Origin of the sequence: Halomonas campaniensis (assembly GCF_014193375.1) — a bacterium.
GTDB lineage: Bacteria > Pseudomonadota > Gammaproteobacteria > Pseudomonadales > Halomonadaceae > Halomonas > Halomonas campaniensis.
Window position 1 is genome coordinate 111,275 of the sequence record NZ_JACHZF010000005.1, and the last position, 21,628, is coordinate 132,902.

Annotated in this window: 18 protein-coding genes; 16 read left to right on the forward strand and 2 right to left on the reverse strand. The window is 71.6% G+C overall.

Annotated elements, in window-relative coordinates; all coding sequences use genetic code 11:
* Positions 1–129: 129 nt before the first annotated feature.
* The 4 genes from BDK63_RS04415 (at position 130) to BDK63_RS04430 (ending at position 5,303) form a co-directional block, all read left to right on the forward strand.
* On the forward strand, positions 130–951 hold the full coding sequence (locus BDK63_RS04415) for a sel1 repeat family protein (protein ID WP_183330128.1): 822 nt from the start codon (positions 130–132) through the stop codon (positions 949–951).
* Positions 948–3,209, forward strand: a complete 2,262-nt coding sequence (locus BDK63_RS04420) for a bifunctional diguanylate cyclase/phosphodiesterase (RefSeq protein ID WP_183330130.1) — start codon at positions 948–950, stop codon at positions 3,207–3,209. Before BDK63_RS04415 ends, BDK63_RS04420 begins: the two co-directional genes overlap by 4 nt.
* Before the next feature lie 98 nt (positions 3,210–3,307).
* Positions 3,308–4,549 carry a lipoprotein-releasing ABC transporter permease subunit gene (locus BDK63_RS04425; protein WP_183330131.1) on the forward strand — a complete coding sequence of 414 codons (1,242 nt, stop codon included), beginning with the start codon at positions 3,308–3,310 and terminating at the stop codon, positions 4,547–4,549.
* 37 nt (positions 4,550–4,586) lie between these two features.
* The gene (locus tag BDK63_RS04430; RefSeq protein WP_183330220.1) at positions 4,587–5,303 is read left to right on the forward strand and encodes an ABC transporter ATP-binding protein; all 717 of its coding nucleotides are present in this window, start codon (positions 4,587–4,589) and stop codon (positions 5,301–5,303) included.
* Between the two features lie 64 nt (positions 5,304–5,367).
* On the opposite strand, the gene BDK63_RS04435 is transcribed toward BDK63_RS04430, so the two are convergent.
* The gene (locus BDK63_RS04435; RefSeq protein ID WP_183330133.1) at positions 5,368–5,907 is read right to left on the reverse strand and encodes a DUF2062 domain-containing protein; all 540 of its coding nucleotides are present in this window, start codon (positions 5,905–5,907) and stop codon (positions 5,368–5,370) included.
* A 136-nt stretch (positions 5,908–6,043) separates the two neighbouring features.
* On the opposite strand from BDK63_RS04435, the gene BDK63_RS04440 reads away from it, so the two are divergent.
* The 9 genes from BDK63_RS04440 (at position 6,044) to murB (ending at position 14,883) form a co-directional block, all read left to right on the forward strand.
* Positions 6,044–8,338, forward strand: coding sequence for a DNA internalization-related competence protein ComEC/Rec2 (locus BDK63_RS04440; protein WP_183330135.1), 2,295 nt, complete (start codon positions 6,044–6,046; stop codon positions 8,336–8,338).
* 38 nt (positions 8,339–8,376) lie between these two features.
* Positions 8,377–9,069, forward strand: a complete 693-nt coding sequence (locus BDK63_RS04445; RefSeq protein WP_183330136.1) for a MotA/TolQ/ExbB proton channel family protein — start codon at positions 8,377–8,379, stop codon at positions 9,067–9,069.
* Entirely contained in the window at positions 9,066–9,488 is a 423-nt protein-coding gene (locus BDK63_RS04450; RefSeq protein WP_183330138.1) for a biopolymer transporter ExbD, read from the forward strand. The genes BDK63_RS04445 and BDK63_RS04450 overlap by 4 nt, the downstream gene beginning before the upstream one ends.
* Positions 9,485–11,245, forward strand: a complete 1,761-nt coding sequence (gene msbA, locus BDK63_RS04455; protein ID WP_183330139.1) for a lipid A export permease/ATP-binding protein MsbA — start codon at positions 9,485–9,487, stop codon at positions 11,243–11,245. The genes BDK63_RS04450 and msbA overlap by 4 nt, the downstream gene beginning before the upstream one ends.
* 79 nt (positions 11,246–11,324) lie before the next feature.
* Complete coding sequence (gene lpxK / locus BDK63_RS04460) at positions 11,325–12,362, forward strand: tetraacyldisaccharide 4'-kinase (protein ID WP_183330140.1); 1,038 nt, start codon at positions 11,325–11,327, stop codon at positions 12,360–12,362.
* Between the two features lie 28 nt (positions 12,363–12,390).
* The gene (locus tag BDK63_RS04465) at positions 12,391–12,600 is read left to right on the forward strand and encodes a Trm112 family protein (RefSeq protein ID WP_183330141.1); all 210 of its coding nucleotides are present in this window, start codon (positions 12,391–12,393) and stop codon (positions 12,598–12,600) included.
* A complete protein-coding gene (kdsB, locus tag BDK63_RS04470) occupies positions 12,600–13,388 on the forward strand; it encodes a 3-deoxy-manno-octulosonate cytidylyltransferase (protein WP_183330142.1) in 789 nt (262 codons plus the stop codon). The genes BDK63_RS04465 and kdsB overlap by 1 nt, the downstream gene beginning before the upstream one ends.
* On the forward strand, positions 13,388–13,864 hold the full coding sequence (locus BDK63_RS04475) for a low molecular weight protein-tyrosine-phosphatase (RefSeq protein ID WP_183330143.1): 477 nt from the start codon (positions 13,388–13,390) through the stop codon (positions 13,862–13,864). The genes kdsB and BDK63_RS04475 overlap by 1 nt, the downstream gene beginning before the upstream one ends.
* Complete coding sequence (murB, locus tag BDK63_RS04480) at positions 13,861–14,883, forward strand: UDP-N-acetylmuramate dehydrogenase (protein WP_183330144.1); 1,023 nt, start codon at positions 13,861–13,863, stop codon at positions 14,881–14,883. The genes BDK63_RS04475 and murB overlap by 4 nt, the downstream gene beginning before the upstream one ends.
* 91 nt (positions 14,884–14,974) lie before the next feature.
* Here murB and rne read toward each other — a convergent pair whose 3' ends face one another.
* On the reverse strand, positions 14,975–18,295 hold the full coding sequence (gene rne / locus BDK63_RS04485) for a ribonuclease E (protein WP_183330145.1): 3,321 nt from the start codon (positions 18,293–18,295) through the stop codon (positions 14,975–14,977).
* Between the two features lie 567 nt (positions 18,296–18,862).
* On the opposite strand from rne, the gene BDK63_RS04490 reads away from it, so the two are divergent.
* From BDK63_RS04490 to sppA, 3 genes are read left to right on the forward strand one after another with little or no spacing between them, the layout of a single operon-like run.
* Positions 18,863–19,810 carry an RluA family pseudouridine synthase gene (locus BDK63_RS04490; protein ID WP_183330147.1) on the forward strand — a complete coding sequence of 316 codons (948 nt, stop codon included), beginning with the start codon at positions 18,863–18,865 and terminating at the stop codon, positions 19,808–19,810.
* A 27-nt stretch (positions 19,811–19,837) separates the two neighbouring features.
* A complete protein-coding gene (locus BDK63_RS04495; protein WP_183330149.1) occupies positions 19,838–20,512 on the forward strand; it encodes an HAD-IA family hydrolase in 675 nt (224 codons plus the stop codon).
* A gap of 25 nt (positions 20,513–20,537) precedes the next feature.
* On the forward strand, positions 20,538–21,614 hold the full coding sequence (sppA, locus tag BDK63_RS04500; RefSeq protein WP_183330151.1) for a signal peptide peptidase SppA: 1,077 nt from the start codon (positions 20,538–20,540) through the stop codon (positions 21,612–21,614).
* Positions 21,615–21,628 lie beyond the last annotated feature (14 nt).

Sequence of the window (21,628 nt, forward strand, 5' to 3'; positions counted from 1 at the left end):
AATGTAGGGGGCAATGGCACGGGATGCAATAGCCGGTCTGCTCCGCTCGCCGCGAGGTGCTTTTCCGTTCCGGTGGCAATGGTATCCTTGTGGGAACGCCGACCGACTCCCCGGTCGCTAAGGAGCTGCATGCGTCCCCTCACTCCCTTGTCGCTTGTTGCCGCCTGCGGCCTGCTGCTGGCCGGTTGCGCCGGGCTGCCGGATGGCCAGGATGTCCTCTCCACTTCCAGCGAGTGGCTGTCCCGCTCGGGCGAGGTGATCAGCACCCAGGGGCAGCGGCTGGCCCGCCTCGCCGGCGGGCCGGAGGATGAGCCCCTCGACGAGGCAGAGCGGGAGGCCGAGGTGGAGGCGCTGCTGGCCCAGCCCTGGATCGACCCGCTGACCCGCTTCCTCGAGGCCCACGGCGACGATCCCCGCTACGCCGACCAGCTGGTCACGCTCTCCCGCGAGCGCGACCGGCGCTGTGCCGAGGTGGCCGAGCGCTACCGCGAACGGCCGGCCACGCGGGAGCACCTGGACCGCTACCGCCGCGGCTACCTCTACTCCTGCCCGGCCGACGTCAATGCCTTCTTCGCGCGGGTCAGGGAGCGAGAGGCGTCGACCGCCATGGCCGCCCCGACGCCCCCACCCGCCGAGTCGACACCGGCCCCGCGAGTCGCGGAGGAGGCCGACGTCGAGCAGGCGGTGGACCGCCGCCAGGCCAACGACTGCTATCTCTATTTCACCATCCGCAACCTCCAGCAGGCGCGCGAGGCGTGCGCCGGCCCCGCCGAGCAGGGCGATGCTCGGGCCCAGCACCACATGGGCCGCCTGGAGGAACTCGAGGGCGACACCGCGTCGGCGATTCGCTGGTTCCGGCGCGCCGCGGACAACGGCGACGAAGTGGCGGCCACCCGCCTCGAGGCCCTCGCCGAGGCGGCCGACGGCGATGATCTCGAGGCCACGCCATGAGGCCTCCCGGCACCGGGCTGGCCGGGCGCCACGTCATCATGCTGCTGCTGGCCCTGCTGGTGGCGCTCTTCCTCGGCGGCATGTGGCTGCTCTCCGGCCTGAATCTGCGCATCGCCGAGTCCTCCCTGGCCGAACTGCGCGAGCGCCAGATCCACGAGACCTTCCAGGCCAACCGTGGGCGCATCGATGCCCACCACCGGCGCATGGAGCAGAACACCCGTGACCTGGCGCGGACCGGCGAGCTGCTGGTGGCGCTGGACGGTGGGCGCGAGGCCGTCGAGGCCGCCCTGCGCCAGGCGCTGGTCGACTTTCCCGATGCCCAGGGGGTGACCCTATGGCTCACCGACCCGTCATTGACGCTGGGCGTGCATGCCTGGCGGGACGGCGAGACGCTGCGCGTCGAGCCGCTGGAGGCCGGCTGGAACGAGGCCGACTGGCTGCGGCGTCGCCTGGACGCCTGGCGGGAGGGCGCCCCGGCCATTCACTGGACCGCCGCCTACTTCAAGTCACGCATCGACGACGTGGTGGTCAGCGTCGGTGTCCCGGTGGTCGACGCCGAGGGGCGGCTGCTGGGCATGGCGGCCAGCGACTGGGTGGCCGGTGACATCATCGGCCTGGTCAGCGACGTGGACGTGACCCCGAGCGCCTTCGCCTTCCTGGTGGACCGCGAGAACCGCAACCTCTCGAGCCTGGCCTGGGCGGAGGACCAGGCCCGTGCCCAGCCGCTGATCGAGGCGATCATCGACCTGGAGCTGCATCGCGACGCCACGGACGCGCAGGCGCGACGGTCCCTGGCCCTGGAGGGCGAGGCCTGGACGCTGCTGCATGCCACTACCCGGGCCGGCATGGTGTTCGGCATCGGCGTGCCCCAGGCCGAGATCGATGCGGTGCTGGTGCCCATGCGCCAGGCCAACCTGCGCATCATGTCCGCCGTCGGTGCGGGCGTGCTGCTGCTGGCGGTGGTGATCCTGCTGCGCGTCGCCGGCATGCTGCGCCGGCTGCGCACCCTCTATACCGACCCGCTCACCGGCCTGCCCAACCGGGCCCGGCTGCTGGCCGACCTCGAGGAGCAGCGTCCGGGGGCGCTGGTGCTGGTCAACGTCGATGGCTTCAAGCAGTTCAATGGAGTGTTCGGCCACGAGTGCGGCGACCAGGTGATCCGCCACATGGTCGCCCGGCTCGGGGCGTTGCTGGCGCTGCCCGAGTGGCGCGGCAGCCGGCTCTACCGCATGCCCGCCGACGAGCAGGCGATCTGGCTGCCGGGGCGCCTCCCGCCGGAAGCGTTGCCGGGGCGCCTGCAGGCGCTCCAGTCGGCGGTGGGGAGCACCCGCCTCGTCTGGCGGGGCCAGGAGCTGCCGCTGCATGCCACCCTGGGGCTGGCCGCCACCTGGCAGCTGGAGGAGGGGGGGCGCGAGGGGCTCCTCAGCGCCGCCGGTATGGCGCTGCGCCAGGCGCGGGAGCAGCAGCTGGGCTATCGGATCCACGACCCCGCGAGTCGCATGCGCGAAGGCTACGAGCAGAACCTGGCCTGGGCCAATCGGCTGACGACGGCCCTGGAGGAGGGGCGGATCGTCGCCTACTTCCAGCCGATCCTCGACCTGGCCAGCGGCCGGGTCGCCAAGCACGAGTGCCTGATGCGACTGATCGACGAGGCCGGCGAGCCGGTGGGCCCGGGCCAGTTCCTGGAGGTGGCCCGGCGCAGCCGGCTGCACCGGCGGTTGACGCTGACCATGGTCGAGCGCTGCCTGGAGGCCATGCGCGACAGCGACGGGGCCTTCTCCCTCAACCTCTCCGCCGAGGACCTGCTGGACCCCGAGATCAGCGAACCGCTGCTCGCCCGGGTGGCCGAGAGCGGCCTCGGCGAGCGGCTGATCCTCGAGCTCCTCGAGTCGGAGGGCATCGAGGACTATGCGGCGGTCGGCGCCGTCATCGCCCGGGCCCGGGCGCTGGGCGTGGGCATCGCCATCGATGACTTCGGCACCGGCTACGCCAACTTCGAGCACCTGCTGCGCCTGGACGTCGACCTGCTGAAGATCGACGGTAGCCTGATCCGCCATCTGGACCGTGACCCGGGCGCCCTGACCCTGACCCGGGGCATCGTGCGTTTCGCCCGGGAGCTGGGCCTGCAGACGGTGGCCGAGTTCGTCCACAGCCCCGAGGTGCTGGCCCTGGTGCGCGAGCTGGGCATCGACCATGCCCAGGGGGCCTGCATCGGCATGCCGGCGCCGCAGCCGCGGGGGGACTCACGCCTGGCCTGAGCGGCCAGGGTGCAAATCCGCGGCAAGGCGCAGCCACCCCCGATGCAGCGGCGCACGAAAAGCCTTACCATGGGCGCCCGCCGACAAGGAACGCCACCATGCTCGACCGACTGCCCTTCCTGATCGGGTTGCGCTATGTGCGCGCCAAGCGCCGCAACCACTTCATCTCCTTCATCTCCCTGACCTCCATGCTGGGCCTCATGCTGGGCGTGGCCGTGCTGATCCTCGTGCTCTCCGTGATGAACGGCTTCGACCACGAGCTGCGCACGCGCATCCTGGGCATGGTGCCCCACGCCAAGGTGGAGTCGCGCACCGGCATGGTGGAGTGGGAGTCGCTGGCCGAACGCCTGATGGAGCGCGAGCGGGTCATCGGCGCGGCGCCCTACGTGGAGCAGCAGGGCATGTTCTCGGTGGGCGGACGCAACCAGGGCGCCATGGTCAATGGCATCCACCCGGAGTGGGAGGATCGCGTCTCGATCATCGGCCGCCACATGCAGCAGGGCAGCCTGGCCGACCTGGAGCCCGGCGAGTGGAACATCGTGCTCGGCTCGATCCTGGCCCGACGGCTCGGGGTCGGCGTGGGCGACCGGGTGACCCTGCTGGTCCCCGAGGCCTCGATCACCCCCGCGGGGGTCTTCCCGCGCCTGAAGCGCTTCACGGTGAGCGGCATCTTCAACGTCGGCGCCGACCTCGACGCCGGCCTGGCCTATGCCAATATCGAGGATATGCAGACCCTGGCGCGCCTGGGCGAGGCGGTGGGTGGCCTGCGCCTGGAGCTCGATGACCTCTTCATGGCCGGCAGCGAGACCCGCGCGATCATCGACGAGCTGGGCCCGGGCTATCGCGGCGTCGACTGGACCTTCTCCCACGGCAACCTCTTCCAGGCGATCCAGATGGAGAAGCGCATGATTGCGCTGCTGCTCACGGTGATCATCGCCGTGGCCGCCTTCAACATCGTCTCGACCCTGGTGATGGTGGTCACCGACAAGCATGCCGATATCGCCATCCTGCGCACCATCGGGGCCACGCCGAGGTCGATCATGGGCATCTTCATCGTCCAGGGGCTGGCCATCGGGGTGATCGGCATCCTGATCGGGGTGGGGCTGGGCGTGCTGCTGGCCCTGACCATCTCCGACATCATCGACGGGGTCGAGAGCCTGTTCGGCATCCAGTTCCTCGATGCCGGGGTCTACTTCATCAGCAACCTGCCCTCGCGGCTCGACTGGACGGATGTGCGCGACATCGTCACGGCCGCGCTGGGCCTGACCTTCCTGTCGACCCTCTATCCCGCCTGGCGCGCGGCGCGCGTCCAGCCGGCCGAGGTGCTGCGCTATGAGTGAGCCGAACATGGACACGACACGCAACGAGGAGCGCCCGATGGAGCGCACCGCCGGCCAGCCGATGCTGGAGTGCCACGACCTGACCCGGATCTACCGCGAGGGGCCCCAGGACATCACCGTGCTCGACGGCCTGGCGCTGAAGGTGCATGCCGGGGAGCGGGTGGCCATCGTCGGCAGCTCCGGCTCCGGCAAGACCACGCTGCTCAACCTGCTGGGCGGGCTCGACCGGCCCAGCCGGGGCGAGGTGCGGATCGCCGGCGAGTCGCTGCTGGCGCTGGGCGAGGCGGCGCTGGGACGCTTCCGCAATCGCCATATCGGCTTCGTCTACCAGTTCCACCACCTGCTGGCCGAGTTCACCGCGCTGGAGAATGCGGCCCTGCCGCTGATCGTGCGCGGGCTGAGCAAGAAGGCCGCCGAGGTGCGGGCCCGCGAACTGCTGGACAAGGTCGGCATGGCGGCGCGTGCCGACCACAAGCCTGGCGAGCTCTCGGGGGGAGAGCGCCAGCGGGTGGCCATTGCCCGCGCCCTGGTCACCGACCCGAGCCTGGTGCTGATGGATGAGCCCACCGGCAACCTGGACCAGCACACCGCGGCCAGTATCCTCGCGCTGATGGACGACCTGGCCCGCAACGCCGCCTGTGCCTTCGTGGTGGTGACCCACGACCCCGCACTGGCGGCCCACCAGGACCGGGTGATGCGTCTCGATGAAGGCCGGCTCACCGCCCAGCCGCGCGAGGCCGCGACCGAGCGCTGAGGCGCGACGTACCCTGCAAGCAACGCGGCCGGTGCCCTCGGGCACCGGCCGCTTGCGTTGTCGCTCAGGGCGTCTCTCGGCCCCGGCGCCGGCGGCGTCGCCGGGCACGCTGCTTCCAGCTCCGCGAGACCTGCCAGCGCCACAGCAGGCGGATCACCACGTTGCCGAGGATCGCCAGCAGCACGGCAGTGACCACCGAGCCCACCGCCAGGGCCGGCAGGATGTCGGCCATCTGCTCGGCGATCCAGCGGGTGGACAGGCGCTCGGGGGCCTCCCGGGCGGGGGTGTCCATCAGCCAGGCGCCGAGGCGATAGTTGCCGTAGAAGATGATCGGCATGGTCAGCGGGTTGGTGATCCACACCAGGCCCACCGAGAGCGGCAGGTTGCAGCGGGCCAGCCAGGCGCCGAAGGCCGCCACCACCATCTGGAAGGGGATTGGCAGCATGGCGCTGAACAGCCCCACCGAGAAGGCGTTGGCCACGCTGCGGCGCGACAGCACCCACAGGGCGGGATTGCCGATCAGGTGACCCATGAAACGCAGCGAGCGCTGGCGCCTGAGCGTGTCGGGGTGGGGCATGTAGCGCTGGAGGAAGCGGCGCGGCATGACATCGGGCTCGCGGCATCGTGATGGGGGCTATTATCCATACAAGCCATGTCACCTGCCATGCCGCCGCTTCCACGGAATCGCGCTGCCGTCGCGGCCACCGGGGCGGGGCGGAGCACCATCCGGGAGCAACGGAATGCCGCTTGGACTGGCCATTCCCCTGGCGCTGGCCGTGCTGTTCGGCGTGGCGCTGGGGAGCCAAGCCCCGCCGGGCCTGGGGGAGGGCCTCGGCCTCGCCGTGCTGTGGGCAATGGCCGGGCGACGCTGGGCCTGGCTGCTGCCGCTGGGGGCCATGGCCGCGGTGGCCGTCGCGGTACTGCTGGCAAGGGGCGCGGACCTGCCCGAGGGCCTGGTGCGCGAGGACCTGGCCGTGGAGGGACGGCTGCTCGAGGTGTCGCCGGAGGCGCGCCTCACCCGGCTGACCCTGGCCGTCGAGAGCTGTACCTCGCTGGCCGAGGGCCGGCTGCCCTGCGACGCCCTGCGGCGGGTTCGGCTGAGTGCCTACGAGGCGCCGGCGATGCGGCCCGGCGAGCGCTGGTCCCTGGTCGTGCGCCTGCGCCCGCCGTCCGGCCTGGCCAACCCCGACACCTTCGATTACCGTGCCTGGCTCTGGCGGGAGGGGATCCAGGCCACCGGCTACGTGCGGCGCGATCCGCCGCCCCGGCGGCTGGCGCCGCCCGCACTCTCCCTGCGCCGCCCGGCGCTGGCCCATCTCGATGCCCGCGACCTCCCGCCGCGCCACGCCCGCTGGCTGGCGGCCCTGACCCTGGGGGCGAGCGAGCGCCTGACCCCCGACGACTGGGCGCTGCTCAATGCCAGCGGCACCACGCACCTGATGGTGATCTCGGGGCTCCACGTGGGGCTGGTGGCGACCTTCGTGCTGCTGCTGGGGCGCGGTGCCGCGCGACTGGCGACGCCGGGGCGATGGCGGCTGGCGGTCTGGCCCTGGTGGCTCGCCGGGGCGGCCGCGGTGGCCTATGCCGGCCTGGCCGGCCTCGAACCACCGGCCATGCGCGCCATGATCATGACCCTGGTGGGGCTCTGGGTGGCCAGCGGCCGGCACGCGCCGGGGCCCTGGCAGGGCTGGTGGCTGGCGCTGGCCCTGGTGCTGCTGGTCGATCCCCGTTCCGCCTGGCGGCCGGGGCTATGGCTCTCCTTCCTGGCGGTGGCGCTGCTGATCCTGATCTGGCAGGGCAGGCCCCGACCGCACGGGCTGCGCGGCTGGCTCCGGGCTCTGGTGCGCACCCAGCTGCTGCTGGCCCCGCTGATGGCCGCCGCCGTGCTCGTCGCCTTTGCCCGGCTGGCCCCGGCGGCGCCGCTGGTGAACCTCCTGGCCGTGCCGCTGGTGAGCAGCCTGATGGTGCCGCTCGGCCTGCTGGGCTGGCTGAGCGCCCCGCTGGCGCCGCTCTCGACGCTCTGCTGGTGGCTGTTCGGTCGCCTGGTCGAGCTCCTGACCGGGCTGCTCGAGCTGGCGGTCGAGTGGCTGCCGCTCTGGCTGCCGTCCCCCGACCAGGTGACGCCGCTGGCCCTGGCGCTGGGGCTCATGGCGCTGCTCTGGGTCCTGCCGGGGCTGGCCCGGGCGCTGCGCCTGGTCGGTTCCCTGGTGCTGCTGGCGGTGCCGGCGATCACCACGCCCCCGCCCGAGCTGGCGCCCGGCGAGCTGCGGGTGCGGGTCCATGACGTCGGCCAGGGGCAGCTGATCGAGCTGCGTACCGCCGGTTACCGGGCGCTCTATGACGCCGGGCCGCGCTTCGGCTCTGGCTTCACGCCCCTCGAGACCCTCTGGCCGCCCGGCCAGCGGTTCGACCGGGTGATCATCAGCCACGCTGACCTGGACCATGCCGGCGGGGTAGGGGGGCTGGTCGACCGGCACCGGGTCGGAGACTTCCTGGCGCCCCCCGGCGAGACGCTCGACGTGGCCTTCACGCCCTGCCGGGCGGGTGACGCCTGGGAGCGCGACGGGGTGCGCTTTCGCTTCCTGTGGCCGCCGGCCGACACCGCCGGCTTGTCCAGCAACGACCGCTCCTGCGTGCTCGAGGCCAGTGCCGGCGGCCAGCGGCTGCTGGTCACCGGGGACGTCGGGCGCGAGGTGGAACGCGCCTTCCTGCTCGAGGCCGAGGCGCCGCTGACGGCGCTGGTGGCCGGCCATCACGGCAGCCGCACCAGCTCCGGGCCGCAGCTTGTCCAGCACCTGGTGCCGCAGCACGTGGTCTTCAGCGCGGGGCGCCACAATCCCTTCGGCCACCCGGATGACGGCGTGGTGCGACGCTTCCGTGGCGTCGGCAGCTGCCTGTGGAGCACCGCCCACGACGGCGCCGTCACCCTGTGGCTGGGGGATGGCCAGGCGGCGAGGGTGCGGGGGGAGCATCCGCTACCCTGGCGGCACGGCGGTGTCGAAGGGGGCTGCCTTGCGTTAGAATCTCCCGAGTAACCGGGCTCGAGAGACCGGGCATCTGCAGGGGGAAGCGCATGGACATGATGGAGGCCCTGATCGCCGGGGGCTGGCTGATGCTGCCGCTGCTCGGCTGCTCGCTGCTGGCCACGGTGATCATCATCGAACGGCTGTGGACCCTGCGCGCCGGGCGCATCGCCCCCATGGGGCTGGGGCAGGAGGTCTGCTCGCTGGTGGCCCGCGGCCAGGTGAACCTCTACTGGCTCGAGAGTCATTCGCCACTGGGTGGCGTGCTGGCCGCGGGGCTGCGCAATGCCCGGCTTGGCCATGAGCAGGTGAGGGCGCGGCTGCAGGAGGCCGGCACCGCGGTGATCCACGACATGGAGCGCTTCCTCAGCCCGCTGGGCACCATCGCCGCCATTGCACCGCTGATCGGCCTGCTGGGCACCGTGGTGGGCATGATCGAGGTGTTCTCGGTGATCGTCTCGGGCGACGGGGCCAGCCGCACCGCCGACCTGGCCGGTGGCATCTCCCGCGCCCTGGTCACCACGGCGGCGGGCCTCACCGTGGCGATCCCGGCGCTGATGTTCCATCGGTACTTCCAGCGCCGGGTAGAGGACATCACCGTGCGCATGGAGGAGCAGGCCGGTCAGGTGGTGGAGTTCCTGGCCCACTATCCGGGTGAGCTGACCCTGGCGGAGCGCCACGAGGCCGAGGCCGAGCGCCAGGAGGCCGACGGGCGCATCGCGCCCCGGGTGCGGCAGCCGTGAGGTTGCCTCGCACCCGACGCGATCCGGTAGAGGTGAACCTCACGCCGCTGATCGACGTGGTCTTCCTGCTGCTGATCTTCTTCATGGTCTCGACCACCTTCGAGACCCGCCAGGCCCTGGAGCTGGAGCTCCCCGAGAGCGCCAGCGGGCTGGCCGCGGAGGCGTCGCCGGTGACCCTTGTGATCACCGCCGAGGGCCGCTACCGGCTCGGCGAGCGCGACCTCTCCGCCGCCGCCCTCGGTGACGCCCTGGCCGCCGAGGCCGAACAGGCCCGGGAGCACGGCCTGGTGGTGGAGGCCGATGCCCGGGCACGCCACGCCGACGTGGTGCGCGCCCTCGACCAGGCCGGCCTGCAGGGCATCCGCCAGGTGCGCATCGCCACCACCGAGGCTTCATCCACTCAAGCGGAGACACCGTGAACCAGGACGGGACCCCACACCATTCGGGCTGGACGCTCTACCGGCAGCTGCTGGGCTACGTGCGGCCGCACTGGCGCTCCTTTGCCCTGGCCATCCTCGGCTATGCCATCTATGCCGCCTCGAGCACCGCCCTGGCGGAGATGATGAAGCGGCTGATCGATGGCATCCAGAACCCCGATGCCGGCTTCCGGCTGTTCCTGCCGCTGTTCGTGGTCGGCATGTTCGCCGCCCGCGGGCTCGGCACCTTCCTCGGCACCTACTACATGAGCAACGTGGCCCGCAACGTGGTCCATGCGCTGCGCTGCAACGTGTTCAACCACATGCTGCACCTGCCGGGGCGCTTCTTCGACACCCACTCCAGCGGCCACCTGATCTCGCGGGTCACCTACCACGTGGAGCAGGTCACCGGCGCGGCCACCAAGGCGATCACCATCCTGCTGCGGGAAGGCCTCTTCGTCATCGGCCTGGTGAGCTACCTGCTGTGGACCAACTGGATGCTGACGCTGCTGTTCCTGGCGGTGACCCCGCTGATCGGCGGCGTGGTCAGCTATGCCAGCAAGCGGTTCCGGCGCATCTCGAGCCGCATCCAGGCCTCCATGGGCGACGTCACCCACGTGGCCTCGGAGGCCCTCTCCGGCTATCGGGTGGTGCGTACCCACGGGGCCGAGGCCTTCGAGAAGGCGCGCTTCGCCGCGGCCAGTGACTACAACCGCCAGCAGAGCATGAAGGAGGCGCTGACCAAGGCCATCAGCACCCCGGTGATCCAGCTGCTGGTGGCGCTCTCCCTGGCCGTGCTGGTGTGGCTGGCCATGTCGCCCGCCCTGATGGCCGACATGACCCCCGGCGAGTTCGTCGGCTTCGTGACCGCCGCCTCGCTGATGGCCAAGCCGGTCCGCCAGCTGACCGAGATCAACAGCGAGATCCAGAAGGGCATCGCCGCGGCCGCCGAGCTGTTCGGCCTGCTCGACGAGCCGCCCGAGCGCGACGAGGGCGCCCGCGAGCCGGGCCGGCTCGCGGGGCGGGTGATCCTGGAGGGCGTGCGTTTCGCCTATGGCGAGGGCCAGCCCGAGGTGCTCAAGGGGATCGACCTCGAGGTGTCGCCGGGGGAGATGGTGGCCATCGTCGGCCGCTCGGGCAGCGGCAAGTCGACCCTGATGGGCCTGCTGCCGCGCTTCTACCGGCCCACCGCCGGCCGCCTGCTGATCGACGGCGTGCCCGTGGAGGAGTACCGCCTGGCCCCGCTGCGTCGCCAGATCGCCCTGGTATCGCAGCAGGTGACCCTGTTCAACGCCAGCATCGCCGACAACATCGCCTACGGGGAGCCCGATGCCGACCCCGCCGCCATCGAGGCCGCCGCCCGGGCGGCCCATGCCGACGAGTTCATCGATCGCCTGCCGGGGGGCTATGCCACCGTGGTCGGCGACAACGGGGTGATGCTTTCCGGGGGCCAGCGCCAGCGCCTGGCCATCGCCCGCGCGATCTTCAAGGATGCCCCGCTGCTGATCCTCGACGAGGCCACCTCGGCGCTGGATACCGAATCCGAGCGCCATATCCAGGCGGCCCTGGAGGAGGTGTGCCGAGGGCGGACCACCTTCGTGATCGCCCATCGCCTGTCGACCATCGAGCGCGCCGACCGCATCCTGGTGATGGAGCAGGGCGAGATCGTCGAGCAGGGCAGCCACGCCGAGCTGATTGACCGCGACGGGGCCTACGCGGCCCTTCATCGCCTGCAGTTCCAGGAGGCGCCGTCGTCATGAACAGCATGGGAAGGCGCTGGCCGACGGGGGCACTTGCGGCGGCCCTCCATCGCCTGCAGTTCCAGGAGGCCCCGTCGGCATGAGCGGCGGGCTGGGCGAGCGCTGGCTGGCGGCCGCCTACGGCGGCGCCGGCTGGCTGCGCGCGCTGCGCCCGCTGGAGGCGCTGTACCGCCGCGCCGTGGCCCGACGGGCGGCGGCCTTCGCCGCGGGGCGCCGGCCGGTGTGGCGCGCGCCGGTGCCGGTGGTCGTGGTGGGCAACATCACCCTCGGCGGCACCGGCAAGTCCCCGCTGGTGGCCTGGCTCGCGGGCCGGCTGGTCGAGCGGGGCTGGCGCCCGGGCATCCTCTCGCGCGGCTACGGCGGACGGTCGGAGGCCTATCCGCTGCGGGTCACGGCCGATACCCCGGTGGCGCAGTGCGGTGACGAGCCACGGATGCTCGCGGAGCAGACCGCCCTTCCCGTGGTGGTGGATCCGGACCGCCCGAGGGGCGCGCGCCTGCTGCTCGAGGCCGGCTGCGATATCCTGCTGTCGGACGACGGCCTGCAGCATCTGGCGCTGGGGCGCGACCTGGAACTGGTGGTGGTGGATGGTCGGCGCGGGTTCGGCAACGGCCGCTGCCTGCCGGCGGGACCGCTGCGCGAACCTCTGTCGCGGCTGGCGAGCGTCGACGCGGTGATGGTCAACGGCGAGCCGGCCTTCGCGGCGCCGGACGGGGCCTTCAGCATGCGGCTGGTGCCGTCGGGCTGGCGACGGCTCGGCGATGGCCGGCGGTGTCCGCTGGCCCCGCTGCCCTTCGCGGGTCCGGTCCATGGCGTCGCCGGCATCGGCAACCCGTCGCGCTTCTTCGCCAGCCTGGAAGCCCTCGGCGTGGCGGTGATCCCCCACCCCATGGCGGACCACCACGCCTTCCGTGCCGAGGACCTCGCCTTCGGCGACGACCGGCCGCTGGTGATGACCGCCAAGGATGCGGTGAAGTGCCGGGGCCTTGCCCCCGACGACAGCTGGGTGCTGGACGTGGTCGCTGCCCCGGATCCGGCCTTCGAGGCCTGGTTCGAGGCGCGGCTGGAACGATTTCGAGCGCCTCGGGAGACTGCCCGAGGCGGAGCAAGCGGCTGACCCGCGGGTCGCCCCAGGAGGTTCGAGAATGGACAAGGAGCTATTGGCCATGCTGGTCTGCCCGCTCTGCAAGGGCAAGCTCAAGTATCACCGCGAGGCCCGGGAGCTGCACTGTCTCTTCGATGGCCTGGCCTATCCGGTGCGTGACGGCATCCCGGTCATGCTGCCCGAGGAGGCACGGGAGCTCTCCGTCGACGAGAAGCTCCACGACTCCCCCGGACGCCCGGGAGAGGCGTGATGGCGGCGCGCGAGTACATCGCCGTCATCCCGGCGCGGTTCGCCTCGTCGCGGCTGCCCGGCAAGCCGCTGGCGGAGATCGCCGGCGAGCCCATGGTGGCCCATGTCTGGCGCCGGGCCTGCGAGAGCCTGGCCGCCCGGGTGGTGGTGGCCACCGACGATGCGCGCATCCGCGAGGCGTTGCTGCCCTGCGGGGCCGAGGTGCTGATGACCCGGGCCGATCACCCCTCCGGGACCGACCGCCTGGGCGAGGTGGCCGAGCGGCTGGGGCTCGCCGACGACGCCGTGCTGGTCAACGTTCAGGGCGACGAGCCGCTGATCCCCCCGCGGCTGATCGACCAGGTCGCCGATCGGCTCTTCGACGACCCCGAGGCCTCCATCGCCACCCTGGCCGAGCCGATCAGCGATGTCGAGAGCCTGTTCAACCCCAACGTGGTGAAGGTGGTGCGGGCGCTCAGCGGCCGAGCCCTCTACTTTTCCCGCGCGCCGATCCCCTGGGACCGTGACGCCTTCGCCGCCCGGCCCGAGCTGCTCGAGACCGATGCCTGGCTGCGCCACATCGGCCTCTACGCCTACCGTGCCGGCTTCCTGGCCGACTACCGCGACTGGACGCCGTCCCCCCTGGAGCGCCTCGAGCATCTCGAGCAGCTGCGCGCCCTGCACCATGGCCATGCCATCCAGGTGGCCCTGGCCCGCGAGCCGCATCCGGCCGGGGTCGACACCGCGGAAGACCTGGCGCGGGTGCGCGCCCTGCTGGCCGATGTCCATGACGACAAGGGAGGTGCCTGATGAGAGTGCTGTTCGTCTGTCTCGGCAACATCTGCCGTTCCCCCACCGCCGAGGGGGTGTTCCGCCGCCTGCTCGACGAGCGCGGGCTGGCCCATCGGGTCCACGTGGACTCCTGCGGGATCGGCGACTGGCATGTAGGCAAGGGGCCGGACGCCCGGGCCCGGGAAGCGGCGGCCCGCCGGGGCGTCGACCTCTCCGCGCTGCGTGCCCGCCAGCTGGATGACGCGGACTTCGCGGCCTTCGACTACCTGCTGGCCATGGACCACGACAACCTGGCCGCCATCGAGTCCCGCCGGCCCGCCGACAGCCGGGCCCATGTCGGGCTCTTCCTCGAGTTTGCGGGGATGCCCGGCCGCGCCGTCCCCGACCCCTACTACGGCGGTGAGGCCGGCTTCGAGGAGGTGCTGGACCTGGTCGAGGCGGCGTCCCGCGGGCTGCTGGAGGCCGTCGAGGCCCGCCTGGAGGCCCGGCCTTGAGCCTGGCGCTCCAGGCCGACCATGACCTCTCCCGGGCCAATACCCTGGGGCTGCCGTGCCGCGCCGAGCACTTCGCCGCGCCGACGACCACGGCCGAGCTGAGAGAGGCCCTGGCGCTGGCCCGTCGCGAGGCATGGCCGCTGACGGTGCTGGGCGGCGGCAGCAACCTGATCCTGCCGGCCCGCCTGGCGGGCCTGGTGCTGCGGCCGGCCATGGATGCCTGGTGGCTGGAGGCGGGCGAGGGCGACGGCGTTCGCGTCCACGCCGAGGCCGCGGTGGTCTGGCATGACCTGGTGATGGCCCTGGCCGGTCGGGGCCTCTGGGGCACGGAGAACCTGGCGCTCATCCCGGGCCACTGCGGCGCCGCGCCGATCCAGAACATCGGTGCCTATGGCGTGGAGCTCGGCGAGGTGCTCGAGGCCGTGCACCTGGTGCATCTCGAGGACGGTCGCGAGGCGGTGCTGTCTGCCGACGACTGCGCCCTGGGCTATCGCGACAGCATCTTCAAGGGGGCGCTGGACGGCCGGGTGGTGATCACCCGGCTGGTCATGCGGCTCTCCCGCTCGCCGCGCCCGCGACTCGGCTACGGCGACCTGGCCGCCCGGGTGGGCGTCGCGCCCAGCGCCCTGGAGGTGGCCGAGGCGGTGTGTGCCATTCGTCGCGAGAAGCTGCCCGACCCCGCCTTGCTGGGCAATGCCGGCAGCTTCTTCAAGAACCCCCTGGTGGCGGGCGAGCAGGCCGCACGCCTGCTCGCCGCGTCGCCCGACATGCCGCACTTTCCCCAGCCGGACGGACGGGTCAAGCTGGCCGCCGGGTGGCTGATCGACCGCTGTGGCCTCAGGGGCTGGCGGGAGGAGCACTTCGGTGTGCATGACCGCCAGGCCCTGGTGCTGGTCCACTTCGGCGGCGGCAGCGCCGAGGAGCTGCTGGGCTTTGCCGGGCGCGTCGCCGACCGGGTGCGCGAGCGCTTCGGCGTCGAACTCGAGCGCGAGCCGCGGCTGGCCGGGGAGAGACCCTGAGCCGCTGAGAGATACCTGACCGGGAGCCCCAAACGACAGCGCCCGCAGCCTTGGCTGCGGGCGCTGTCATTGGTGAGGGCGATGCGGGGCCTCAGCCCTGCTTGCCCTCCTGGGCCTTCGCCTCCAACTCGCGACGGCGGATCTCGCGCGGATCGTTATGGGCGCGGCGGCGGCGACGGCTGGCACGGCGCTCTTCCGGCGTCTCCCCGGCGTTGGCGGGCGTCTGCGCGTCAGTCTTGGCTTCGGCGGCTTTCGGCTCGGCCTTGGGCGCCTCGGCCTTGGCTTCAGCGGCTTTCGGCTCGGCCTTGGGCGTCTCGGCCTTGGCTTCGGCAGCTTTCGGCTCGGCCTTGGGTGCTTCGGCCTTGGCTTCGGCCTTCGGCTCGGTCTTGGCCTCGTCAGCTTTCGGCTCGACCTTCTGTGCCTCGGCCCTGGCCTCGGCGGCTTTCGGTTCGGCCTTGGGTGCCTCGGCCTTGGCTTCGGCGGGCTTCGGCTCCGCCTTGGGTGCCTCGGCCTTGGCTTCGGGCTTCGGCTCAGCCTTGGCTTCGGGCTTCGGCTCGGCCTTGGCTTCGGGCTTCGGCTCGGTCTTGGCTTCGGGCTTCGGCTCGGCCTTGGCTTCGGGCTTCGGCTCGGCCTTGGCTTCGGGCTTCGGCTCGGCCTTGGCTTCGGGCTTCGGCTCAGCCTTGGCCTTGGCCTCGTCAGCTTTCGGCTCGACCTTCTGTGCCTCGGCCCTGGCCTCGGCGGCTTTCGGTTCGGCCTTGGGTGCCTCGGCCTTGGGCTCGGGCTTCGGCTCTGCCTTAGGCGCTTCGGCCTTGGCTTCGGGCTTCTGCTCCGCCTTGGGCGCCTCGGCCTTGGCTTCCGGCTTCGGCTCGGCCTTGGGCTCGACGGGCTCCTGCTCCGCCTTGGGCGCTTCGGCCTTGGGCTCCGGCTTCTGGTCTGCCTTCGGTGCCTCGACCTTGGCTTCCGTCTTCTCTTCTGCCTTGGTCTCAGGCTTGGCGTCTGCCTTCGGGGCCTCGGACGTCTCTTCCACCTTCGGGGCGGCGTCGGGCTTGGCGTCTTCCTTCGGGGCTTCCGCCAGCAGGCGCTGCTGCTCCTCTACCGCCTTGGGGTTGATAGCATGCTGCCGGCTGCGGTTGCGCGGGTTGTTGCGGGTGCGCTTGGGCTTGCCGTCATCCACCGGTGCCTCTGCCTGGGGCGCGTCGGCCTTGGGGCCAGCGGGTTTCTCGGCGGCACGCTCGTCGCGGCGCTCGCTGCCGCGACGACGCGAATCGTCGCGCGGCTTGTCATCCCGGGGCTTGTCGTCCCTGGACTTCTCGTCGCGGGTGCGGGGCGCCTCCTGCTGACGGGCCGGGCGGCCATCGTCCTGGCGCCCGCGTCCGCGACCGCCACGGCTGCCGCGGTTGTCACGGCTCTCGGCGCCGTCGCCCCTGGCCTCGCCGCGCTCGCTCTCCTGGCGCGGCGCGCCGCGGCGCTCCTCGTTGCGGGGGCGACGCTGGCGGCCGTTGCGGTTACCGCGTTCGCTGCCCCGCTCGTCGTCACGCGGGGAGGGCTTGCGGGCGCCCTTGTCGTCGCGCGATGCGTCCTGGCGGGGGGACGGTTTCTGCTCGCCATCGGCGGGGGCCTCGTCGCTGCCCAGCAGCTTGGCCAGGCCCTTGACCAGGCGGCCCAGCACGCCGGCCTGGGGCTCGGCGACGGGCGGCTGCACGGCCGGCGGCCGGGCACTCCTGGCCGCCGGCGCCGGCGCCGGCGCCGGGGTCGTCGGCGGGGCGGCCGGGGCCTCTTCCTGCTGCAGGGAGGCCGGAGCCGGCTCGTGGTGGATCACGGTCTTCACCGCGGCCTCGGCCCGCTGTATCGGCTTGCCGAAGGCGGCCTCGGGCTCGCGGCCCACCTCGGTGTCGGTGGAGAGCTCGAAGCTGGAGAGGGTGGCGGTGCCTTCCTCGTCCACATGGTCGTCGCGCAGGCGCTGGACGTCGTAGTGGGGCGTGTCCATCTCGGGACTCGGCAGCAGCACCACCCGCACGCCCTGACGACGTTCGATGTCGGCCAGCACGTTGCGCTTCTCGTTGAGCAGGTAGGTGGCCACCGGCACCGGCAGGATGGCGCGGATCTGGGCGCTGCGCTCCTTCATGGCCTCCTCCTCGATCAGGCGCATGATCGAGAGCGAGATGGAGCGCACGTCGCGGATGGTGCCCTGGCCGTCGCAGCGCGGGCAGACCACGCCGCTGGTCTCGCCGAGGGAGGGGCGCAGGCGCTGACGGGACATCTCCATCAGGCCGAAGCGGGAGATGCGGCCGATCTGCACCCGGGCGCGGTCCAGCTTCAGCGCATCGCGCATGCGGTTCTCGACCTCGCGCTGGTTGCGCGCCGGGCTCATGTCGATGAAGTCGATCACCACCAGGCCGCCGATGTCACGCAGGCGCAGCTGGCGGGCGATCTCGTCGGCCGCCTCCAGGTTGGTCTGCAGTGCCGTCTCCTCGATGTCGCTGCCACGGGTGGCGCGAGCCGAGTTGATGTCGATGGAGACCAGTGCCTCGGTGTGGTCGATGACGATGGAGCCGCCGGAGGGGAGCTTCACCTCGCGCTCGTAGGCGGTCTCGATCTGCGACTCGATCTGGAAGCGCGAGAAGAGCGGCACCTCGTCGACGTAGAGCTTGATCTTCTGCTGGTAGGAGGGCATCACCTGGCGGATGAAGGCCAGGGCCTCCTGGTGCACCGCCTCGCTGTCGATCAGCACCTCGCCGATGTCCTGGCGCAGGTAGTCGCGCATGGCGCGGATGATGACGTTGGATTCGCGGTAGATCAGGAAGGGGGCGGGGCGCTTGCCGGCCTCGGCGGTGATCGACTCCCACACCTGGACCAGGTAGTCCAGGTCCCACTGCAGCTCCTCGGGGGAGCGGCCGATGCCGGCGGTGCGCACGATCAGGCCCATCCTGTCGGGCACCGTGAGCTGGTTCATCGCCTCCTTGAGCTGGCTGCGCTCCTCGCCCTCGATGCGCCGCGAGATGCCGCCGGCCTTGGGGTTGTTGGGCATCAGCACCAGGAAGCGGCCGGCCAGGGAGATGAAGGTGGTCAGCGCCGCGCCCTTGTTGCCGCGCTCCTCCTTGTCCACCTGGACGATGACTTCCTGGCCCTCCTTGAGGACCTCCTTGATGCTGGGGCGACCGGAGGCGGGCTCCTTGACGAAGTACTCCCGGGAGATCTCCTTCAGCGGCAGGAAGCCGTGGCGGTCGGCGCCGAAATCGACGAAGGCGGCTTCCAGGGAGGGTTCGATGCGGGTGATCTTGCCGCGGTAGATATTGGCTTTCTTCTGTTCCCGGGCACCGGACTCGATGTCCAGGTCGTAGAGGCGTTGTCCATCGACCAGTGCGACGCGCAGCTCTTCGGGCTGGGTCGCATTGATGAGCATCCGTTTCATGTTGACTCGCAATATGGGGCGCCGGCGAGCATCGGCGTGGGCGAACCTCTGGGTGCTGCGTGCTTGTGCTCAGCGCATGTCGCGGATGCGCAGTAGCGTCCGGCCGTGTCGGGGCCCGCCCGAGGCGGGGCACCGGCACGACATGACCATGTTGAGTACGGGGCGGAGGCAGGACATGTCTCGGTGGGGTGTCACCCATCCGGCCCTGCGGTCACCGCCAACACCTGGCATTCATCGATTCGCCGACGCCGACCTGCGGCACGATGGTGGAACGTTTCCCGTGGCCTGCCGCCGCTCCATGACGGGGGAGCGACTTGGGGATCCGGGCGTGGCGTTGTATCGTTGCTTTCTCTTTCCTACGCGGCGGCGGGACGGGTGAGCGTCGTCGCGGCCTGATCTTTTCGCCTCGACCTGCGTGTCTGTCGTGCAGGCGCTCGATGGGGCCCGTAAAGGCCCACTGAAGCGAGTTGGCAATATAACAGCAAAGGGGGTGGCCAGCAATTGGCGCAGGATGGCGTGCACTGCGATAGAATGCGGCTTTCGCAGGTCTGGCAGTGGAGTCTCGGCATGGCCGAAGGGCGCGATGTACAGTGGGTGGAAGTGACCGAGGGCCAGGTGGGGCAGCGGGTCGACAATTTCCTGATGACCCGGATCAAGGGGGCGCCGCGGGCGCTGATCTACCGCATCGTGCGCAAGGGCGAGGTGCGGGTGAACAAGAAGCGTGTCAAGGCCGATACCCGCCTGGCGCTGGGTGACGTGGTGCGCATCCCGCCGCTGCGGCTCTCGCCCCGCGAGGCGGTGCGCGAGGTCAGTGACAACCTGCGCAACCTGCTGGCCGGCAGCGTGCTGGTGGAGGGACGCGACTGGCTGGTGATCAACAAGCCCTCGGGGCTGGCGGTGCATGGCGGCAGCGGGGTCAAGATCGGCCTGATCGAGGCCCTGCGCCAGGTGCGCGAGGACCTGGACTTCCTCGAACTGGTCCATCGCCTCGACCGGGACACCTCCGGCTGTCTGCTGCTGGCCAAGTCGCGTCCGGCGCTGCTGGCCCTGAACGCCTCGCTCAAGCAGCACCAGATGGACAAGCAGTACCTGGCCCTGGTGGCCGGTCGCTGGTCGGCCCGGCGTGACTTCGTGGCGGCCCGGCTCGACCGCTATGAGCTCGGCAACGGCGAGCGCCGGGTCAGGGTCGATCCGGCCGGCAAGGTGGCACGCACGCGCTTCGCGGTGCGCGAGACCTTCGCTCGGGTGACCCTGGTGGAGGCCGAGCCGGTCACCGGTCGCACCCATCAGATCCGCGTGCATGCCGCCCACGCCGGTCATCCGCTGCTCGGTGACGACAAGTACGGCAGTCGCGACAGCCAGAAGCTGTCCGCCGAGCTGGGCCTGTCGCGACTCTTCCTGCATGCCGCGGCGCTGACCTTTCCCGAGCCCACCAGCGGGCGGCCGGTGCAGATCCGGGCGCCGCTGCCCGAGGAGCTCGAGACGGTGCTGACCCGAGCCCGCCGCGCCTCCTGACCCCTTCAGCCTGACACGGAGACGACAATGCGCTACCGACTGGTGATCTTCGACTGGGACGGGACCCTGATGGATTCCGCCGCGCGGATCGTCGCCTGCATGCAGGCGGCCTCCCGGGACGCCGGCTGGGGGGAGCTGGCGCCGGAGAGCGTGCGCAACATCATCGGCCTGGGCCTGCCCGAGGCGATCGCCACCCTCTGTCCGGGCATCGACCCCGATCGCGCCGAGCTGCTGCGCAGCCGCTATGCCTGGCACTTCGTCGAGGGCGATCATGCGCCGATGCGCTTCTTCCCCGGTGCCGAGGAGGGGCTGGCCGGCCTTCACGGGCGACCCGGTCAGCGCCTGGCGGTGGCCACCGGCAAGAGCCGCCGCGGCCTCGACCGGATCTTCCGCGAGAGCGACAGCGGCCGCTGGTTCCACGCCAGCCGCACCGCCGACGAGACCCTCTCCAAGCCCCACCCCCGGATGCTGGAGGAGCTGCTGGCCGAGCTGGGCGTCGGCGTGGAGGAGGCGGTGATGGTGGGGGATACCGAATATGACCTGGAGATGGCCCGGGCGCTGGGCATGGATCGGGTGGCGGTGACCTGGGGGGTGCATGCGCCGGAGCGCCTGGCCGCCAGCCGCCCCGCGTTCACCGCCGAGGCGATGCCTGAGCTCTTCGACTTTCTGCACGGGCGAGCCGGCGTCGGCCGCGCCCTCTGATGACGGCTGCAAGGACGAGACTGCCATGAGCGACGACAGACGAGACGACCGCTGGACCCAGGGGCCCGAGCTCAGCCCGGAGGAGGCGCGTCGCGCCCGCCAGAGCGATGCCACGCCGCCCCCGCCGGCCGAGGATGCCGAGACCCTGCGCGAGCGGCAGCGCCTGGCCCAGCTGGAGATGATGGATCGCTGGGTCGGCGGGGTGCTGGCCGAGCAGCGCCGCTCCCGGCGCTGGAAGCTGTTCTTCCGCTTTCTCTTCGTGGCGCTGATCCTGGCGTCGCTGTCGGCCACCCTCTATGGGCTCCTCGCCGGCCCCGGCGTCAGCGCGCCGGCCGGCCCCCACCTGGGGCTGGTCAAGGTGAAGGGCGTGATCGACGCCGACTCGCCGGCCAGTGCCGAGCGGATCACCACCGGCCTCAGGCGCGCCTGGGACGCCGAGGAGAGTGCCGCGGTGGTGCTGCAGATCGACAGCCCCGGGGGCAGCCCGGTGCAGTCCCAGCGGATCTTCGACGAGATCATGCGGCTGCGCGCCGAGGGCGACAAGCCGATCATCGCGGTCATCGAGGACGTGGGCGCCAGCGGGGCCTACTATATCGCCGCGGCCGCCGACGAGATCGTCGCCGCCCCGGCCAGCCTGGTGGGCTCCATCGGGGTGATCTCGGCCAGCTTCGGCTTCGAGGAGGCGATCGAGCGGCTGGGCGTGGAGCGCCGGGTCTTCGCCGCCGGCGACAACAAGGCCTTCCTCGATCCCTTCTCGGAGCTGGCGCCCGAGCAGCGCGAGTTCTGGCAGTCGGTGCTGGAGACGACCCATGACCAGTTTATCGCCGCCGTCCGCGAGGGACGTGGCGACCGGCTGGTCGACGACGAGCGGCTGTTCAGCGGGCTGGTGTGGAGCGGCGAGCAGGCCGTCGAGCTGGGCTTGATCGATGCCATCGGCAGCCTGGACGGGCTCGCGCGCGAGCGGCTGGAGGAGGCGAGGGTGCGCGACTACACCCCGCGGCTCGACCCCTTCGAGCGCTTCACCCGGCAGTTCGGTCGCGTCGCCATGGAGTGGCTGGGGGTGCCGCGCGCCGACTCGCCGCTGCGCTACCAGCTTCCGTGAAGCGTAGGAGGGCA

What these genes read in the sequence shown, in the direction of transcription:
- BDK63_RS04490 (WP_183330147.1), top strand. Translation starts at nt 18,863, where the DNA reads ATGGCCGAAGGGCGCGATGTACAGTGGGTGGAAGTGACCGAGGGCCAG.
- BDK63_RS04415 (WP_183330128.1), top strand. Translation starts at nt 130, where the DNA reads ATGCGTCCCCTCACTCCCTTGTCGCTTGTTGCCGCCTGCGGCCTGCTG.
- BDK63_RS04440 (WP_183330135.1), top strand. Translation starts at nt 6,044, where the DNA reads ATGCCGCTTGGACTGGCCATTCCCCTGGCGCTGGCCGTGCTGTTCGGC.
- sppA (WP_183330151.1), top strand. Translation starts at nt 20,538, where the DNA reads ATGAGCGACGACAGACGAGACGACCGCTGGACCCAGGGGCCCGAGCTC.
- BDK63_RS04465 (WP_183330141.1), top strand. Translation starts at nt 12,391, where the DNA reads ATGGACAAGGAGCTATTGGCCATGCTGGTCTGCCCGCTCTGCAAGGGC.
- BDK63_RS04495 (WP_183330149.1), top strand. Translation starts at nt 19,838, where the DNA reads ATGCGCTACCGACTGGTGATCTTCGACTGGGACGGGACCCTGATGGAT.
- BDK63_RS04425 (WP_183330131.1), top strand. Translation starts at nt 3,308, where the DNA reads ATGCTCGACCGACTGCCCTTCCTGATCGGGTTGCGCTATGTGCGCGCC.
- BDK63_RS04420 (WP_183330130.1), top strand. Translation starts at nt 948, where the DNA reads ATGAGGCCTCCCGGCACCGGGCTGGCCGGGCGCCACGTCATCATGCTG.
- BDK63_RS04430 (WP_183330220.1), top strand. Translation starts at nt 4,587, where the DNA reads ATGGAGCGCACCGCCGGCCAGCCGATGCTGGAGTGCCACGACCTGACC.
- lpxK (WP_183330140.1), top strand. Translation starts at nt 11,325, where the DNA reads ATGAGCGGCGGGCTGGGCGAGCGCTGGCTGGCGGCCGCCTACGGCGGC.
- rne (WP_183330145.1), bottom strand. Translation starts at nt 18,295, where the DNA reads ATGAAACGGATGCTCATCAATGCGACCCAGCCCGAAGAGCTGCGCGTC.
- kdsB (WP_183330142.1), top strand. Translation starts at nt 12,600, where the DNA reads ATGGCGGCGCGCGAGTACATCGCCGTCATCCCGGCGCGGTTCGCCTCG.
- BDK63_RS04475 (WP_183330143.1), top strand. Translation starts at nt 13,388, where the DNA reads ATGAGAGTGCTGTTCGTCTGTCTCGGCAACATCTGCCGTTCCCCCACC.
- BDK63_RS04445 (WP_183330136.1), top strand. Translation starts at nt 8,377, where the DNA reads ATGGACATGATGGAGGCCCTGATCGCCGGGGGCTGGCTGATGCTGCCG.
- BDK63_RS04435 (WP_183330133.1), bottom strand. Translation starts at nt 5,907, where the DNA reads ATGCCGCGCCGCTTCCTCCAGCGCTACATGCCCCACCCCGACACGCTC.